This window comes from Rhizobium sp. F40D2 (assembly GCF_051810745.2).
Taxonomy (GTDB): Bacteria; Pseudomonadota; Alphaproteobacteria; order Rhizobiales; family Rhizobiaceae; genus Rhizobium.
In genome coordinates, this window is the sequence record NZ_CM131436.1 from 3,143,186 (window position 1) to 3,158,567 (window position 15,382).

The window sequence follows — 15,382 nt, forward strand, 5'->3', positions numbered from 1 at the left end:
TTCTCGCCCAACCTCTCCTCCGTCATTCCTTTGCTTGTCACAGGAATCCAGCCATCGCGCGTCTGCGCGGTGAATGAGTCTCATGAAGGTAAGGGGTCTCCCGCGCCCAAGGACTTGGGCGCGCTGGATCCCTGTGCCGAGCACAGGGATGAGGAGATTGGGGTAAGCGTTTGCGCCAAATTTCCTGCCGACGCATTCGACAGTGCCGAATGGCCTATGATCAACCGAGGTTTTGATTTAGCGACCGTCCAGAGATGGCGAACTAAACATTCAACCCGTTACGAAATCCGTCTTCCGATAGCCCTGGATGTAGAGCAGCGCCGTCAGGTCACCGTGGTTGATGCGCATCTGCGCCTCGGCGGCGACGGTGGGCTTGGCGTGGAGGGCGACGCCGGCGCCGGCGAGGTGCAGCATGCCGAGGTCGTTGGCGCCGTCGCCGACGGCGATCGCGTCTTCAGGTAAAATGCCGAGGTGAGCCGAAATCTCGTTCAGCGCATCGACCTTCGCCTGCTTGCCGAGGATCGGTTCGGCGACGAAGCCGGAGAGGATGCCGCCATCTTCGAGCAGCGTGTTGGCGCGATTCTCATCGAAGCCGAGGGTGGCGGCGATGCGGCTGGTGAAGACAGTGAAGCCGCCGGAGACGAGGGCGGTGTAATGGCCTTTCGACTTCATGGTGGCGATCAGTTCCGGGCCGCCCGCCGTCAGCGTGATGCGCTTGGCGATCACTTCGTCGACGACCGATATCGGCAGGCCCTTCAATAGGGCGACGCGTTCACGCAAAGCAGGCTCGAAAGCGATCTCGCCGTTCATGGCGCGGGCGGTAATGGCTGCGACCTTCTCCTTCAGGCCGACTTCGGCGGCAAGTTCGTCGATGCATTCCTGGCCGATCATCGTCGAATCCATATCGGCGATCAGCAGTTTCTTGCGGCGGCTTTCCTGCTCCTGAATGACGAGGTCGATCGCCGCCTCTGATATGACCGCAAGAATATTGGCCTCGGCTGCCTGCAACTCGGTGCCGTCGCGTAGCGCGATGTCGCAGGCGATGCCGTCCGCCAGCCAGTAGAGGCCCGAAGCGTTCACCGCTTCGGCGGCCTGTTCGGCGATCTTGGGTGTCAGCACGGGATTTGACGGATTGGCAACAAGCGTGGCAACGAGAGCCATGATGGAAAACCTTCTGAGCACAGTGAACGCGATCCTGATAACCGGGCCGACCGCCAGCGGCAAGTCCGCGCTCGCCGTCGAACTGGCCAAACGCCACGGCGGCGCGATCGTCAACGCCGATAGCATGCAGGTCTACGACACCCTGCGGGTGCTGACAGCGCGCCCGTCGGGAGAGGAAATGCAGGGCGTGCCGCATCATCTCTACGGCCATGTGCCGGCAGGTGCCGGCTATTCCACGGGCGCCTGGCTGCGCGATGTCTCGGCGCTGCTACCGGCGCTCAGGGCCGCCGGCCGGCTGCCGGTCTTCGTCGGCGGCACCGGGCTTTATTTCAAGGCGCTGACCGGTGGCCTCTCCGATATGCCCGAGATACCCGAGGCGTTACGGGAGGAATTGAGGGCGCGGCTGCTAGTGGAGGGGCCGGAGGGGCTGCAGGCCGAGCTTGCCGAGGCTGATCCCGCCATGGCGGCCAACCTCAACCGCCAGGACGGGCAACGTATCGTCCGGGCGCTTGAAGTGGTGAAGGCGACGGGACGGTCGATCGCCGATTTCCAGCGCCAGTCGGGACCGGTGGTGATCGACGCCGCCCAGGCTCGCAAGATCGTCGTGCTGCCGGAGCGGGAGGTGCTGCATCAGCGTATCAACGGGCGTTTTGAAAAGATGCTGCGTCAAGGCGCTGAAGACGAGGTGAGGGCACTGCTGGCGCTCGACCTCCCGGCCGAAGCGCCTGTGATGAAGGCGATCGGGGTTTCGCAGATCGCGGCGATGCTGAAGGGCGGGATGACCCGCGACGAGGTGCTGAAGAAGGGTGCTGCGGCGACGCGGCAATATGCCAAGCGGCAAATGACTTGGTTCCGCAACCAGATGGACAACAGCTGGGAACGGCTGACGGTTTAGGCTCTGCATTGGCCTCCCACTCCGAAGATCTGCAACTCCAGCAGCTTGACGAGTTCGCCAACCGCCGCCTGCAATTGCTCCGGCAGAAATCCGCCGAAGCCCAACATCAGGCCGGGACGAGCCGGCTGCACCGCATACATCGGGGAGATCGCGCGCACCGCGAGGCCGGCCGACAGGGCACGGGCTGCGAGCTTTACGTCGTCGGTCTCCTCGGGCAGCCATAGAAGAATGTGCATTCCCTGGTCGCTCGGCTGAATGCGGCAGCCGTCCGGCAAGGCCCGATCTAGCGATGTGAGCAGGACTGCGCGGCGTTCGGCATAGAGGCCGCGGATGCGGCGGATATGGGCTTCGAAATAACCCTCCCTCATGTAGGCGGCCAGAACGTGCTGTTCTGCGGCCGGCGAGTGCCGGTCGAGAATGGCGCGAGCGCCGGCAAAGGCTTCTGCGAGCGGAGCAGGGGCGACGACGTAGCCGAGGCGCAGCGAGGGAAAAAGCACCTTGCTGAAGGTGCCGAGATAGATGACGCGGGAGGGACGCAAGCCCTGCATCGAGGGGAAAGGATGTCCGGCATAACGCAGCTCGCTATCGTAATCGTCCTCGACGATCCAGGCGCGGTTCCGATCGGCCCAGGCGATCAAGGCATTGCGCCGCGCCATGCTGAGCGGCATGCCGACCGGATATTGATGTGAAGGGGTGACGAAGGCGGCGCGCGCTTGCGGCCAGAGTTCGAGGCCACGTTCGACGTTCATTCCCTGTGCGTCGACCGGGATGCGGTGCGTCTTGACGCCGAGATCGTCGAGCACGGCCGTCAGCCCCGGATAGGCCGGGTCTTCGACCCAGACCGGATCGTCGCGCGACAGCAGGACCCGGCCCGCCATATAGAGGCCTTGTTGGGTGCCCGAGGTGACGATGACCTGTTCCGGCTCGCAGCGAACGGCTCGCGCGCGGCGGACGTGTTCGGCAATGGCGACCCGCAGCTCGAAGAGGCCCATCGGATCTTGATAACTTGCGGGGGCTGCCTGTTTCGACGCGCGCACGCGATTGCCGAGGCGGCGCCAGTTGTCGTCGGGCGCGATGCCGGCAGCAGGGACGGCGATGGCAAAGGGAATAGGCGGGTGAGGGGTGAGCGCGCGGGCTATGGCAATGAGCCGCGCCGCCGGGGACGGCAGGTCGATGGCATCTGCCCCCGGCGGCATCGCCGGTGTGGGCGGGGGCATTGGTGTCGTGTCCGTCAGAGCGGCGGCGACACGGGTTCCGGCCCCGATTCTCGCTTCGAGATAGCCTTCGGCGGTCAACTGATCGAACACCTCCACCACGGTGCCGCGGGCTATCTTCAAGGAAGCCGCAAGGGCGCGCGTCGACGGGAGGCGCTCGCCGGGCCTCAACTCGCCGTGCGAGATTGCGCTCCGTAGAGCCTGGGCAAGCTGGCGGCCGACATTGACCGTTCGGTCGATCGCGTTGAGCGACGGGATCTCGATGGTGCTGCGCCGCTTGGACATTAAGAAGTGGTCCACGAAGATTCTTGAAAATGGTGCTTCATGATGGACCAATTTTCGAGGAGAAGGAAGCGAATTGGATGCTTCCGGAAGAATGGAAATGCAGGATCTTCTCGTCGTCTATATCGCCTACGTCATCGCGGCCGGCAGTCCCGGACCCAGCAACATGGCGATCATGAACGTGGCGATGAGCCAGGGGCGGCGACCGGCTTTGGCGCTTGCCGCCGGGGTCATCACGATGTCGACATGCTGGGGTCTGATCGCGGTGACGGGCATCTCGACGCTCCTTGTCCGCTATGCCCATGCGCTGTTCATCCTAAAGGTCGCGGGTGGGCTTTACCTCCTTTGGCTCGCCTGGAAGGCGGCCCGCTCGGCGGCGGCCACGCATAGATCGGCAAGCGCGGTCGTTCGGCCCGGCGCGGAGCTCGGGGCACTGTATCGTCGCGGTATTCTGATGCATCTCGGGAATCCGAAGGCGGTTCTGGCCTGGGTGGCGATCATGTCGCTCGGTCTCAAGCCCGGCGCTTCGCCGGAGATGGCGGTTACCGCGTTCGGCGGCTGCGTGCTTTTGGGGATTTCGATATTTTCCGGTTATGCGCTGCTGTTCTCGACTGCGCCGATGGTGCGCGGCTATGCGCGGGCGCGCCGCTGGATCGAAGGAAGTCTCGCCGTGTTCTTTGCGGGCGCCGGATCGCGCCTGCTATTCTCGCACTGATCGCTGTTTCAGGATCGCATCATGTCTTCCGTTTCTCCGTTTCATGGCCTTTCGGCCTTTCCGCCAACGCCGGCCGACATCAATGGCCGGGTGGACACGGAAGCCCTCTGCCGCCTTCTCGAACCTCTGTGTGACGCCGGCGTCGCCTCCATCGGCCTTCTCGGCAGCACTGGAATCTACTCCTATCTCACGCGCGAGGAACGGCTGCGGGCCGTCAAGGCGGCGGTCGAATGCGTTAAGGGGCGTATTCCCATCGTCGTCGGCGTCGGGGATCTCCGGACTGATCATGCCCAGGGTCTTGCCAGAGATGCCGAGGCGGCCGGCGCGGACGCGCTTCTGCTGGCGCCGGTATCCTATACGCCGCTGACCGAGGAAGAAGCCTACCAGCACTTTCTCGCGGTCACCAAAGCGGTGACGCTGCCGCTCTGTATCTACAACAATCCCGGCACCACCCACTTCACCTTCAGCCGCAAGCTTCTGCAGCGCCTTTCCGAAATCGAGACAATCCGGGCGGTGAAGATGCCCTTGCCGGCCGGCGGCGATGTGCGGGGGGAACTTGCAGCATTGCATGAGAAGACCGGTCTCGCGATCGGTTATAGCGGCGACTGGGGCGCGGCCGAAGCGCTGCTCTCAGGCGCCGACGCATGGTACAGCGTCGTCGGCGGCTTGCTGCCGCGCACGGCCCTTGCCTTGACCAAGGCGGCGATTGCAGGTGACGGCAATGAGGCGCGCAGGCTCGATGGGCTGCTTGAGCCGCTTTGGAAGATGTTCAAGGAATTCGGAAGCATCCGTGTGGTCTATACGCTGGTCGCGCATCTTTTGCTGGCCCAAGCAGAGCTGCCGCGGCCTCTCTTGCCGCTTGGCCCGACGTTGCGGCAGCGTGTGCTCGACGTTACCGAGCCGCTCACAGCTTTGGAGCGTCAATCCTTGTTGTAAAGGCTGCTCAGCGGCTTTTTCAGAATGCTTTCGCGCAGCGACGGGCCGGGTTCTCGACGGGTGATTGCGGGCTGGTCGGCCGGAGGCGCCGGCCGCTGAAAGACCGGCTCTTCGCGGCGCATCTCGCGGCGCAGCGCGTCCAGCCGGGGATCGGTCGCCGGCGGCGCGGCGGGGTCGAGCCGTGGCGTCTGCGGTAGCAGTTCCCGCCGGTAGGATTCGAGCGGAGCGGCCGACGGGGCAGGCGGCGTGTAGGGCGTTGCTTCGATATCATCGGCGGCCGCATCAACCTCGTCGTGGGCTGCCGCTGAGGCCGCATAGTTCTGCTGGAAATTCGAAATGTCGGGTCCAACGGTGACCGCGCGCATGCGGGTGACGATCTTGCGCAGATCGACCGTATCCGGATCTTCCTCGCTGTGCTTGCTGTTGGCGCTGGCAGCCTTCGGCAGCAGGCTGTCGTCGACGCGGGAAAAGCGCATGCGCATCGGCACGCTGATCGCCTCACCGAAGGCAATCGCCTCGCCGTTGCCGATCGAAGAAATGAAGCTCGTCGTCGAGATCGACGAATTCGGGATGGCCGAGCGGATGATTTCCTGGTCGCGATCGTTGGCGAGGCGCATGGCAAAGAGCGTCGAGCACTGCGAGAGGATCGTCTGGTCGAGCTCGCCCGGCCGCTGGGTGATGATCCCCAGCGAGACGCCGTATTTGCGGCCTTCCTTGGCGATGCGGGCGATCGCCTGGCGCGTCGGCACGAAGCCGAGCGTCGGATCGGAAGGGATATAGCGGTGGGCTTCCTCGCAGACGACGAGCATGTGGATGGCGCCCTCGCTCCAGAGCGCCACCTCGAAGGCCATGCGGCAGAGCACGGAGGCGACCGAATTGACCACCTCGGAGGGAATGCCGGCCAGTTGGAAGGTGCAGATCGGACGGTTCTCGCCGGGAATGCGGAAGATCTGCGCAATGGTCTCGGTGATCGTGTCACTGATCGTGTTGTTGGAGAACATGAAGTGATAGCGCGGATCGTTGATCGCGGCGATGAGGCGCATCTTCAGCGACCGCAGGAAAGGTTTTTCCGTGCGGCCTTCCAGGCGGCCGATGCGCTCGTCGATCAGCGCCAACAGATCGGCCATGCGGTAGGGAACCGGCGTGTCGGCGGTGATCGAGCTCTTTTCCGTCGTGCGGCGCACCAGCGAGTTGTCGCTGCCGCGGAAGGCGCGCTTGGCCTCGGGCAGGATATCGCGCAGCATGTCGAGCTCTTCCGGCACCGGCGGGCGGCCGCGAAAGACCACTTCGGCGAATTCCTCCAGCCGCATCAGCCAGAAGGGCAGGTCGAGCGTATCGGTATCGATTGTGACTGCGTGCTTGGGAAAGGCGGCGGCGAATTCGTTATGTGGATCGAGGATCAGCACCCGCAGCTTCGGGTTGGCTGCGATCGCCTTGTGCAGCAGCAGCGACACGGCTGTCGACTTGCCGACACCGGTGGAGCCAACGACGGCGAAATGCTTGGAGAGCATCGAGGGGATGTGGATCGCCGCATCGATGCTTTCGTCCTGGGTCAGCTTACCGATGACGGCGGTCGTGCCTTCTCCGGCATCATAGATGCGCATCAGGTCGGCGGCGCGGATGCGGTGGGCGATGGCGCCGAGATAGGGATAACGTGAAATGCCGGTGGAGAATTCCTCGCGCCCGTCCTCATCGACACGGACTTCGCCGAGGAGTTCTGTCTCGATCTTGAAATTGTTGTCCTCGCCTTCGCCCCAGGCATGGCTGCCGGTGTTCATCTGATAGACGAGGGCAACGACGCGGTTGCGGCCGACGCTGATCGAAATCAGCCGGCCGACGGACCAGAGTTCGGTCAGATCGGTGCCGCCTTCTTCGGCGACGGCGGCAATCGTCGCCCGCGAGCCGCTGCAGGCAACGACGCGGCCGAGAAAGCGATTTCCCGGCGCATGGCCGTCGCGTCGATCGTGCTCGCCTGCCTTGCCAGACACGCGCAAGTCGTTGTTGAGCAAAGGGCTACTCCCTGCAATGGGGCTGAATAATAAAGCCCATCCTTTAACAAATCCTTCAAACCATGGTTTTTAGAGGGTAAAGGAGCGCGGATGGATTTTTATTGCGGCATGCGTTGACGCTGCGAAATTTTCTGTCTATCACTTCCGACCATGAAAATCGCAACGGCTCTTATCGTGGTGGGAAAGCGCATGGGCAGGATGGTGTAACCATCCGGCGGTAGCCACCCATGCGCTAGATGACAGGCTCCTCCGGGGCCTTTTTTTATGCCCAAAATTCGGGCTTCCGGCCACAAACGCAATCCCAGCATCAAACGGAACAGACAGATGAGCACGGACAATCAGGCGGCAGGCAATCGGATGACGGGAGCGGAGATCGTTCTCAAGGCGCTGAAGGACAACGGCGTCGAACATATCTTCGGCTATCCCGGCGGCGCGGTCCTGCCGATCTATGACGAGATCTTCCAGCAGGAAGAGGTCAAGCACATCCTCGTCCGCCACGAGCAGGGAGCAGGCCATGCGGCCGAAGGTTACGCCCGCTCCACCGGCAAGGTCGGCGTCATGCTGGTCACCTCGGGCCCGGGCGCCACCAATGCGGTCACGCCGCTGCAGGACGCGCTGATGGATTCGATCCCGCTCGTCTGCCTGACCGGTCAGGTTCCGACCCCGCTGATCGGCTCCGACGCCTTCCAGGAATGCGACACGGTCGGCATCACCCGGCCCTGCACCAAGCACAACTGGCTGGTCAAGGACGTCAACCAGCTCGCCGCCGTCATTCACGAGGCTTTCCGCATCGCTCAGTCCGGCCGTCCGGGCCCGGTCGTCGTCGATATTCCGAAAGACGTGCAGTTTGCGACCGGCACCTACACGCCGCCCGCCGATTACGCGATCCAGAAGAGCTATCAGCCGAAGATCCAGGGCGACCTCAACCAGATCCATGCGGCGATCGAGCTGATGGCGACTGCGCGCCGTCCGATCATCTATTCCGGCGGCGGTGTCATCAATTCCGGCCCTGAGGCGTCCAAGCTGCTGCGCGAGCTGGTCGAGCTCACCGATTTCCCGATCACCTCGACGCTGATGGGCCTCGGCGCCTACCCGGCTTCGGGCAAGAACTGGCTGAAGATGCTCGGCATGCACGGCTCCTACGAGGCCAACATGGCGATGCACGACTGCGACGTCATGGTCTGCATCGGGGCCCGCTTCGACGACCGCATCACCGGCCGCCTCAACGCCTTTTCGCCGAACTCGAAGAAGATCCATATCGATGTCGATCCCTCTTCGATCAACAAGAATGTCCGGGTCGATATCGGCATTCGCGGTGACGTCGGTCATGTCCTTGAAGATATGGTCCGCTTGTGGCGGGCGCTGCCGAAGAAGCCGGAGAAGAACCGTCTCGAAGACTGGTGGACCGATATCGCCCGCTGGCGGGCGCGCAACTCCTTCGCCTACACAAGGAGCAACGATGTCATCATGCCGCAATATGCGCTGGAGCGGCTCTATGCGCATACCAAGGACCGCGATACCTACATCACCACGGAAGTCGGCCAGCATCAGATGTGGGCGGCGCAGTTCTTCGGCTTCGAGCAGCCGAACCGCTGGATGACGTCGGGCGGCCTCGGCACGATGGGCTACGGCCTGCCGGCCGCACTCGGCGTGCAGATCGCCCATCCCGACAGCCTCGTCATCGATATTGCCGGCGATGCCTCGATCCAGATGTGCATTCAGGAAATGTCGGCGGCGATCCAGCACGATGCGCCGATCAAGATCTTCATCATGAACAACCAGTATATGGGCATGGTGCGCCAGTGGCAGCAGCTGCTGCACGGCAACCGCCTGTCGAACTCTTATACCGAGGCGATGCCCGATTTCGTCAAGCTGGCGGAAGCCTATGGCGCCGTCGGCCTGCGCTGCGAAAAGCCGGATGAGCTCGACGACGCCATTGTCGAGATGATCGAGGTCAGAAAGCCCGTCATCTTCGATTGCCGCGTTGCGAACCTCGCCAACTGCTTCCCGATGATCCCCTCGGGCAAAGCGCATAATGAAATGCTGCTGCCTGATGAAGCCACCGACGAAGCGGTCGCCAATGCGATCGACGCCAAGGGCCGCGCGCTCGTCTGACATTTTAATTTGCGCATAATCCTTTCCGGAAATCGCTTCCGGTTTTCGGGGTTATGCGGCAGGGAAGAGGAAACTCAAGACCATGAACGCACACCTACAGCCCACGGGCTCCGCTTACTTCATCTCGCCGGAAACGGCGGCGATCGAAAGCCACACGCTTTCCATCCTCGTCGACAACGAGCCGGGCGTCCTTGCCCGGGTCATCGGCCTGTTTTCCGGCCGCGGCTACAATATCGAGAGCCTGACGGTCTCCGAGACCGAGCATCAGGCGCATCTTTCCCGCATCACCATCGTCACCCGCGGCACGCCGCACGTGCTAGAACAGATCAAGGCGCAACTCGAGCGCATCGTGCCGGTGCACCGCGTCGTCGATCTGACGGTGCGCGCCCGCGAACTCGGCCAGGACCGGCCGATCGAGCGCGAGGTGGCGCTGGTCAAGGTGATCGGCGAGGGCGAGATGCGCGCCGAGACGCTGCGCCTTGCCGATGCCTTCCATGCCAAGGTGGTGGATGCGACGGTCGGTCACTTCATCCTGGAGATCACCGGCAAGTCGTCGAAGATCGACCAGTTCGTGGCGATCATGAAGCCGCTGGGGCTCATCGAGGTCTGCCGCACCGGCATCGCCGCGATGAACCGTGGCGCGCAGGGCATGTGAGCCGGGCACGCACCACAACAGTGCAAAAAACCGCTGGAGGTCAGAGCATCTCCAGCGGCTTTTTCTTTGCCGGCGGCGGGAAGGCGGCGTCGAGCGCCTGCCAATCCTCGTCGGTAATATCGAGGGAAACGCAGTCGCGGTTTTCCGCGGCGCGGGCGGCATTCGAGGTTTTCGGGATGACGATGACGCCGTTGCGTTCCAGCAGGAAGGCGAGCGCCAGCTGGGCGGGTGTTGCCTGATAGGCCTTGGCGATGCTGATCAGCTCGGGATGATGCAGGATATGTCCCTGCTCGATCGGCGAATAGGCCATGACCGGAATGCCGCGGCTCTGGCACCAGGGCAAAAGGTCGAATTCGATGCCGCGGCGGGAGAGGTTGTAGAGCACCTGATTGGCGGCGACATTGGCGCCGTCGGGCACGGTGAACAGTTCCTCCATGTCGCCGGTGTCGAAGTTGGAGACGCCCCAGGCGCCGATCTTGCCGGAAGCCTTCAGCATTTCGAAGGCCGCGACGGTCTCCGCCAGCGGATGACTGCCGCGCCAGTGCAGAAGATAGAGATCGATGCGGTCGGTACCGAGCCGCTCCAGGCTGTGCTCGCAGGCTTCCACCGTGCCTTTCAGGCTGGCATTCCAGGGATAGACCTTGCTGACGATGAAGACCTCGTCGCGCCGTCCCTTGATCGCCTGGCCGACGATCTCCTCGGCGCCGCCGTCGCCATACATTTCGGCGGTGTCGATCAGTGTCATCCCCAGATCGATGCCGGCTTTGAGGCTTTCGATCTCGGCCCTGGCATGGCCGGCATCCTCGCCCATGGCCCAGGTTCCCTGGCCGAGCGCCGGCACTTGCGCGCCGTTCGGAAATCTGACGAATGGAATTGGGTCATCCTGCATGGGGCTTTTTCCTGGGAGAGAGATTGGGCCGTGCGGCCATCTTTCAAGTAATCCTGTCACCATGACAATGATGTAATGGCATCGGTGATTTAGGGCAGTTATGCTGACCTAAATAAACGGCCTGCGGGAAAGCCGGCCTCGGGAGGTCGCATGCCGCTGGATACGTTTCTCGCCCTCGTGCTATTTGCCTTCACGACGTCGATCACGCCCGGGCCGAACAATATGATGCTCTTCGCATCGGGCGTGAATTTCGGCTTCCGCAGAACGATCCCGCATATGTTCGGCATCGGTGTCGGCTTCTTCTCGCTGCTGATCGGCGTCGGTCTCGGGCTCGGCGCGGTGCTGCACACGATGCCGGCCGTCTATACGGCGTTGAAATTTGCGGGCGGCGCCTATCTCGTCTGGATCGCCTGGAAGATCGCCTCATCACGTTCGCTGAGCGAAGGCAAGAGCGCCGTCGAGCCGATGTCCTTCTTCTCGGCGGCTGTCTTCCAATGGGTCAATCCGAAAGCCTGGGTGATGGCGGTCACTGCGATGGCGACCTATACCAATCCGGAGCTCTATCTCGTCAGCGTGCTTCTCGTCGGCCTGGCCTTTGCGGCGGTCAATGTGCCGAGCGTTTCGACCTGGGCAGGTTTCGGCTCGGCGTTGCAGGAATGGCTTTCTGATCCGGTACGGCTGAAATGGTTCAATATCAGCATGGCGGTGCTTCTGGTGGCGAGCCTCTGGCCGATGTTAAAATAGAGCGATCGACGGTTTCGTCAGCATCAGCCAGAGAATGCCGAGGACAGCAAAGAAGGCCGGAAAGCCGCAGGCGAACCAGATGCGGTAGAGGCTGAAATAGGCCGGCGGCAAGGCGCTTCCGGATTTTGCTGCGACACGAGCGAGATTGCGCAGCCGGATCTGGATCCAGACGACCGGCAGCCAGAACAGGCCGGTGACGATATAAAGCAGCAGCGACAGCGCGATCCAGCCTTCCCAAAGCTCCCAGCCGATCGCCCGCGCCAGCAGATATCCGGTCACGGGTTGGAAAATGGCGGCGGTGGCGGTGAAGATCGTATCGGCAATGACGACGGTTCCGGCGACATGGGCGATCAGAACGGGATTACGCGTGCAATGCGCCATCACCATGAAGAAGGCGATGCCGGCGCCGGTGCCGAAGAGCACGGTCGCGCCGACGACATGGGCAAGCAGCAGCCATTCCTCGAGCATCAGCGTTCATCCAGGGTGGCAAGGGCGGTCAGCGTCAGCAGGATCGACGGTAGCACCTTGACGAGGGGGCCGAGCAGATCGAGCCACAGCGCGGGTTCGAGCAGGCTGGCGCCGGTGAGATAGGCGAAAGAGACGGCCAGCATGCCGAGAAGCGCGCGTTTGGCGAGCGGACGGACAAGCACGGCAGCGCCGAGCGCCACGTCGATCAAGCAGCTCGCAAGCGTCAGCGCCGTTGCCGCGACCTCCGGCATGAACGGCAGGAAGTGGGCGGATGTCTTCGTGAGTGCCAGCAGCGGCATGAGGCCGGAGAGCAGCCAGAAAGCGGAGAGGCCTGATATGACGAGCGGTTTCAGGAGATAGAGCCGGGCAAACCAGAGATCCTGCACGCCGGAGGGATTGGCCGAGAGCGTTGCCGCCGCCGATGTCGCGGTTAGGCCGCTTTCCCGTTTCGCGCTTCGTATGCCCTCCGACATGACGGTCATCGCCGTCGAGCGTAGCGGCGAACGCCAGCCGAGCAGCCCCGCCATATCGGCAAGCGACGTCGCCGGCCTGGCAAGCCAAGGGGCAAGGGACAAGACGCGGGCGGGCGGCAGGCCCAGCCATTGCCGATGAAGGCCGACGAGATCGGCGAGGGTGAGAACCTTTTCGGCAGCAAGATCGATATCCCCGCGGAGGCCGCCTGCGACCGCCTGGGATACGGCTTCCGCCAGGTCGTCCACCGAAAGCGTTTCGACCGGACTGTCGGCATGGACGAGCGGCAGCGCCAGCGGAAAGGCGGCAAGCGCCCTGAGCAGCGACGAGCCGCCATGGGCATTGCGGCCGAGAACGAGGGCAGGGCGGAGGATGAGATGAGGCAGGCCGCTTGCTGCCAGCGCCTCGTCGGCCCGCCGCTTGGTGGCGAGGAAGGGCAGGTCGCCTGCCGCTCCCGCCGTCCTTGCCGATATCTGCACGATCAGAGGCTGCGATGTGCGTTTGGCGGCGGCATAGAGCGCCAGCATCGCCTCGGCCTGCATAGCCGAGAGATCATCGCAGAGCCCATCCTGTAGCGCGCCGGCGCAATTGACGACGGCGTGCTGGTTTTTAAGAAGGTCTTCCCAGTCCCCGGGCTTTGTCATGCGCGCGAGATCGGCGCGCCGCCATTCGATCGCCGGCTGTTTCAGGCGGGCACGCATGGGACTGCGGCCGAGCCCGGTTACGGCATGCCCATCGGCGACGAGCCGGGCCGCGACGACGGAGCCTATGAAGCCGGTTGCGCCGAGAATCAGAATGTTCATGGCGGGAGATTAGCGGAAAAGATCAGAGCGCATAGAAGGGCTTGGCGGGGTTGTGGTGTATGATAGAAAGAGTGGTGAATATTTCCACGAACGATGCTTTGAGGGACCCCCCACCACATCTCTCTTCTCCCCTACGGGGAGAAGATGCCGGCAGGCAGATGAGGGGTGAGCGACGCCAGGAGCGAGTGTGCTGAGCGCGAGCGATGGGCAGTGTGAAGGGTGTACCGTGCGGCCCCCTCATCCGACCCTTCGGGCCACCTTCTCCCCCCTGGTTCGGCCGCGCGAGAGTAAGTGGGGCGCCTATCCGCGTTCCGGGAGGATATTGCGATGCACAACGACCACGACCAAAATGGCGACCACGGTCACCACCACAATCATGACCACCACCACCACGACAACCAGTATTCCGACATGCAGGCCCGGGTAAAAGCGCTGGAAACGCTGCTGACGGAGAAGGGGCTGATCGATCCGGCGGCGATCGATGCGATTGTTGAGACCTACGAGACGAAGGTGGGGCCGAGGAATGGGGCGCATGTCGTCGCCAAGGCCTGGAGCGATGCCGATTTCGCCGCGTGGCTGAAGCGCGATGCGACGGCGGCGATTGCGAGCCTCGGTTATACCGGCCGGCAGGGCGAGCATATGCGCGCCGTCTTCAACACGCCCGAAACCCATAATCTCATCGTCTGCACGCTTTGCTCCTGTTATCCCTGGTCGGTGCTCGGCCTGCCGCCCGTCTGGTACAAGGCGCCGGCCTATCGCTCGCGTGCGGTCATCGATCCGCGCGGCGTGCTTGCCGAATTCGGTCTGACGCTGCCGGAGGAAAAGAAGATCCGCGTCTGGGATTCGACGGCGGAGCTGCGTTATCTCGTTATCCCCGAACGGCCGGACGGAACCGACGGAATGGACGAAGCCGCACTGGCCAGCCTCGTCAGCCGCGATGCGATGATCGGCACGGCGATCGCAGTCAGCTCGAAGATTTCAGCTGCCGGCAGCCCGGAGGCTCTGCCATGAACGGACCGCACGATCTCGGCGGGCAGATGGGCTTCGGGCCTGTTGTGCCTGAAAAGGACGAGCCCTGTTTCCATGCCGAATGGGAAAAGCGGGCACTCGGCATCACGCTTTCCTGCGGCGCCTTCGGCGCATGGACGATCGACGAAAGCCGGCATGCCCGCGAAAACATTCCGCCGGCCGATTATCTCGCCGCCAGCTATTACGAGATCTGGATCCGCGGCGTCGAGACGTTGCTGGCGCGGCACGGTTTCGCAACGCGCGAGGAGTTGCTGTCCGGCCGCAAGCTGGAGGAGAGTGCTGCGCCGAAGCGGGTGCTGAAGGCGGAGATGGTGCCGGGCGCGCTGGCGAAAGGCGGGCCTTGCGATCGGCCTGTCGAAACCGCACCGCTCTTTGCGGTCGGCGAGACGGTGAAGACGAAGAATTTCAGTCCGACCACCCATACGCGGCTGCCGCGTTATGCGCGCGCCAAGACGGGCGTCGTCGAGGCGGTGCAAGGGGCTTTCGTCTTCCCCGACGACAATGCGCATGGCCGAGGCGAGAATCCGCAATGGCTCTATACCGTCGTCTTCGGCGGCGGTGAGATCTGGGGTGGGGGAGCGGATCCGTCGCTGTCGGTCTCCATCGATGCATGGGAGAGCTATCTTGAGCGTTTGTGAGACGCCGTCTGAGCTGGCGCAATCGCTTGGGTTGCCGAGGTCGCCCAAAGGTGATCCGGTTTTTCCCGAGCCTTGGGCGGCGGACGCTTTCGCCATGACGGTGCATCTGCACGAGAAGGGGCTGTTCGCCTGGAGCGAATGGGCCAAGGCACTGTCCAAGGAGTTGCATAAGCCCGGCCGCGCTGGCGATGGCCGCGATTATTTCGACTGCTGGGTGGCGGCCCTTTCCGAACTGCTCGTCAGCCGCGGCATAGCGGATGCATCCGTCATCCTCGACCTGCAGCAGAGCTGGCAGCGGGCGGCCGAAGCCACGCCGCATGGGCAGCCGATCGAACTTGCCAACGATCCGCTGCGCTGA

The 15,382-nt window shown here is 63.4% G+C and carries 15 protein-coding genes; 9 read left to right on the top strand and 6 right to left on the bottom strand.

Translation table 11 applies throughout. The features are described 5' to 3' along the window. Positions 1-270: 270 nt before the first annotated feature. Complete coding sequence (gene serB / locus ACS4RS_RS15005) at positions 271-1,161, bottom strand: phosphoserine phosphatase SerB (protein WP_439010342.1); 891 nt, start codon at positions 1,159-1,161, stop codon at positions 271-273. On the opposite strand from serB, the gene miaA reads away from it, so the two are divergent. Beyond that, positions 1,160-2,056 (top strand): tRNA (adenosine(37)-N6)-dimethylallyltransferase MiaA, encoded by an 897-nt coding sequence (miaA, locus tag ACS4RS_RS15010; RefSeq protein WP_439011827.1) that lies wholly within the window; start codon positions 1,160-1,162, stop codon positions 2,054-2,056. The genes serB and miaA overlap by 2 nt on opposite strands. On the opposite strand, the gene pdxR is transcribed toward miaA, so the two are convergent. Then, positions 2,053-3,555 (bottom strand): MocR-like pyridoxine biosynthesis transcription factor PdxR, encoded by a 1,503-nt coding sequence (gene pdxR / locus ACS4RS_RS15015; RefSeq protein ID WP_439010341.1) that lies wholly within the window; start codon positions 3,553-3,555, stop codon positions 2,053-2,055. The genes miaA and pdxR overlap by 4 nt on opposite strands. 97 nt (positions 3,556-3,652) lie before the next feature. On the opposite strand from pdxR, the gene ACS4RS_RS15020 reads away from it, so the two are divergent. Together ACS4RS_RS15020 and ACS4RS_RS15025 are read left to right on the top strand one after the other, a co-directional pair. After that, positions 3,653-4,267: a LysE family transporter gene (locus ACS4RS_RS15020; RefSeq protein ID WP_439010340.1), complete on the top strand. Its 615-nt coding sequence runs from the start codon at positions 3,653-3,655 to the stop codon at positions 4,265-4,267. A 21-nt stretch (positions 4,268-4,288) separates the two neighbouring features. After that, positions 4,289-5,203 (top strand): dihydrodipicolinate synthase family protein, encoded by a 915-nt coding sequence (locus tag ACS4RS_RS15025; protein ID WP_439010339.1) that lies wholly within the window; start codon positions 4,289-4,291, stop codon positions 5,201-5,203. Here the strand turns inward: ACS4RS_RS15025 and ACS4RS_RS15030 are convergent. Then, positions 5,188-7,212 (bottom strand): helicase HerA domain-containing protein, encoded by a 2,025-nt coding sequence (locus tag ACS4RS_RS15030; RefSeq protein WP_439010338.1) that lies wholly within the window; start codon positions 7,210-7,212, stop codon positions 5,188-5,190. The genes ACS4RS_RS15025 and ACS4RS_RS15030 overlap by 16 nt on opposite strands. 324 nt (positions 7,213-7,536) lie before the next feature. Here ACS4RS_RS15030 and ACS4RS_RS15035 point away from each other — a divergent pair, with 324 nt between their 5' ends. After that, positions 7,537-9,327: an acetolactate synthase 3 large subunit gene (locus ACS4RS_RS15035; RefSeq protein WP_097629310.1), complete on the top strand. Its 1,791-nt coding sequence runs from the start codon at positions 7,537-7,539 to the stop codon at positions 9,325-9,327. An 82-nt stretch (positions 9,328-9,409) separates the two neighbouring features. After that, entirely contained in the window at positions 9,410-9,982 is a 573-nt protein-coding gene (ilvN, locus tag ACS4RS_RS15040; protein WP_097629311.1) for an acetolactate synthase small subunit, read from the top strand. 40 nt (positions 9,983-10,022) lie between these two features. Here the strand turns inward: ilvN and ACS4RS_RS15045 are convergent, their stop codons facing one another. Next, complete coding sequence (locus tag ACS4RS_RS15045) at positions 10,023-10,871, bottom strand: aldo/keto reductase (protein WP_439010337.1); 849 nt, start codon at positions 10,869-10,871, stop codon at positions 10,023-10,025. A 150-nt stretch (positions 10,872-11,021) separates the two neighbouring features. On the opposite strand from ACS4RS_RS15045, the gene ACS4RS_RS15050 reads away from it, so the two are divergent. Further along, positions 11,022-11,615 (top strand): LysE family transporter, encoded by a 594-nt coding sequence (locus ACS4RS_RS15050; protein ID WP_439010336.1) that lies wholly within the window; start codon positions 11,022-11,024, stop codon positions 11,613-11,615. On the opposite strand, the gene ACS4RS_RS15055 is transcribed toward ACS4RS_RS15050, so the two are convergent. Together ACS4RS_RS15055 and ACS4RS_RS15060 are read right to left on the bottom strand one after the other, a co-directional pair. Then, complete coding sequence (locus ACS4RS_RS15055) at positions 11,607-12,083, bottom strand: DUF2269 family protein (RefSeq protein ID WP_439010335.1); 477 nt, start codon at positions 12,081-12,083, stop codon at positions 11,607-11,609. The genes ACS4RS_RS15050 and ACS4RS_RS15055 overlap by 9 nt on opposite strands. Beyond that, on the bottom strand, positions 12,083-13,357 hold the full coding sequence (locus ACS4RS_RS15060; RefSeq protein WP_439010334.1) for an NAD(P)H-binding protein: 1,275 nt from the start codon (positions 13,355-13,357) through the stop codon (positions 12,083-12,085). The genes ACS4RS_RS15055 and ACS4RS_RS15060 overlap by 1 nt, the downstream gene beginning before the upstream one ends. Before the next feature lie 327 nt (positions 13,358-13,684). Here ACS4RS_RS15060 and nthA point away from each other — a divergent pair, with 327 nt between their 5' ends. From nthA to ACS4RS_RS15075, 3 genes are read left to right on the top strand one after another with little or no spacing between them, the layout of a single operon-like run. Next, complete coding sequence (nthA, locus tag ACS4RS_RS15065; protein ID WP_439010333.1) at positions 13,685-14,368, top strand: nitrile hydratase subunit alpha; 684 nt, start codon at positions 13,685-13,687, stop codon at positions 14,366-14,368. Continuing rightward, complete coding sequence (gene nthB, locus ACS4RS_RS15070; protein WP_439010332.1) at positions 14,365-15,024, top strand: nitrile hydratase subunit beta; 660 nt, start codon at positions 14,365-14,367, stop codon at positions 15,022-15,024. Before nthA ends, nthB begins: the two co-directional genes overlap by 4 nt. Further along, on the top strand, positions 15,011-15,382 hold the full coding sequence (locus ACS4RS_RS15075; RefSeq protein ID WP_439010331.1) for a nitrile hydratase accessory protein: 372 nt from the start codon (positions 15,011-15,013) through the stop codon (positions 15,380-15,382). The genes nthB and ACS4RS_RS15075 overlap by 14 nt, the downstream gene beginning before the upstream one ends.

Coding starts and splice junctions, on each gene's coding strand:
- miaA (WP_439011827.1), top strand. CDS start 1,160: ATGATGGAAAACCTTCTGAGCACAGTGAACGCGATCCTGATAACCGGG.
- serB (WP_439010342.1), bottom strand. CDS start 1,161: ATGGCTCTCGTTGCCACGCTTGTTGCCAATCCGTCAAATCCCGTGCTG.
- pdxR (WP_439010341.1), bottom strand. CDS start 3,555: ATGTCCAAGCGGCGCAGCACCATCGAGATCCCGTCGCTCAACGCGATC.
- ACS4RS_RS15020 (WP_439010340.1), top strand. CDS start 3,653: ATGCAGGATCTTCTCGTCGTCTATATCGCCTACGTCATCGCGGCCGGC.
- ACS4RS_RS15025 (WP_439010339.1), top strand. CDS start 4,289: ATGTCTTCCGTTTCTCCGTTTCATGGCCTTTCGGCCTTTCCGCCAACG.
- ACS4RS_RS15035 (WP_097629310.1), top strand. CDS start 7,537: ATGAGCACGGACAATCAGGCGGCAGGCAATCGGATGACGGGAGCGGAG.
- ilvN (WP_097629311.1), top strand. CDS start 9,410: ATGAACGCACACCTACAGCCCACGGGCTCCGCTTACTTCATCTCGCCG.
- ACS4RS_RS15045 (WP_439010337.1), bottom strand. CDS start 10,871: ATGCAGGATGACCCAATTCCATTCGTCAGATTTCCGAACGGCGCGCAA.
- ACS4RS_RS15050 (WP_439010336.1), top strand. CDS start 11,022: ATGCCGCTGGATACGTTTCTCGCCCTCGTGCTATTTGCCTTCACGACG.
- ACS4RS_RS15055 (WP_439010335.1), bottom strand. CDS start 12,083: ATGCTCGAGGAATGGCTGCTGCTTGCCCATGTCGTCGGCGCGACCGTG.
- ACS4RS_RS15060 (WP_439010334.1), bottom strand. CDS start 13,357: ATGAACATTCTGATTCTCGGCGCAACCGGCTTCATAGGCTCCGTCGTC.
- nthA (WP_439010333.1), top strand. CDS start 13,685: ATGCACAACGACCACGACCAAAATGGCGACCACGGTCACCACCACAAT.
- nthB (WP_439010332.1), top strand. CDS start 14,365: ATGAACGGACCGCACGATCTCGGCGGGCAGATGGGCTTCGGGCCTGTT.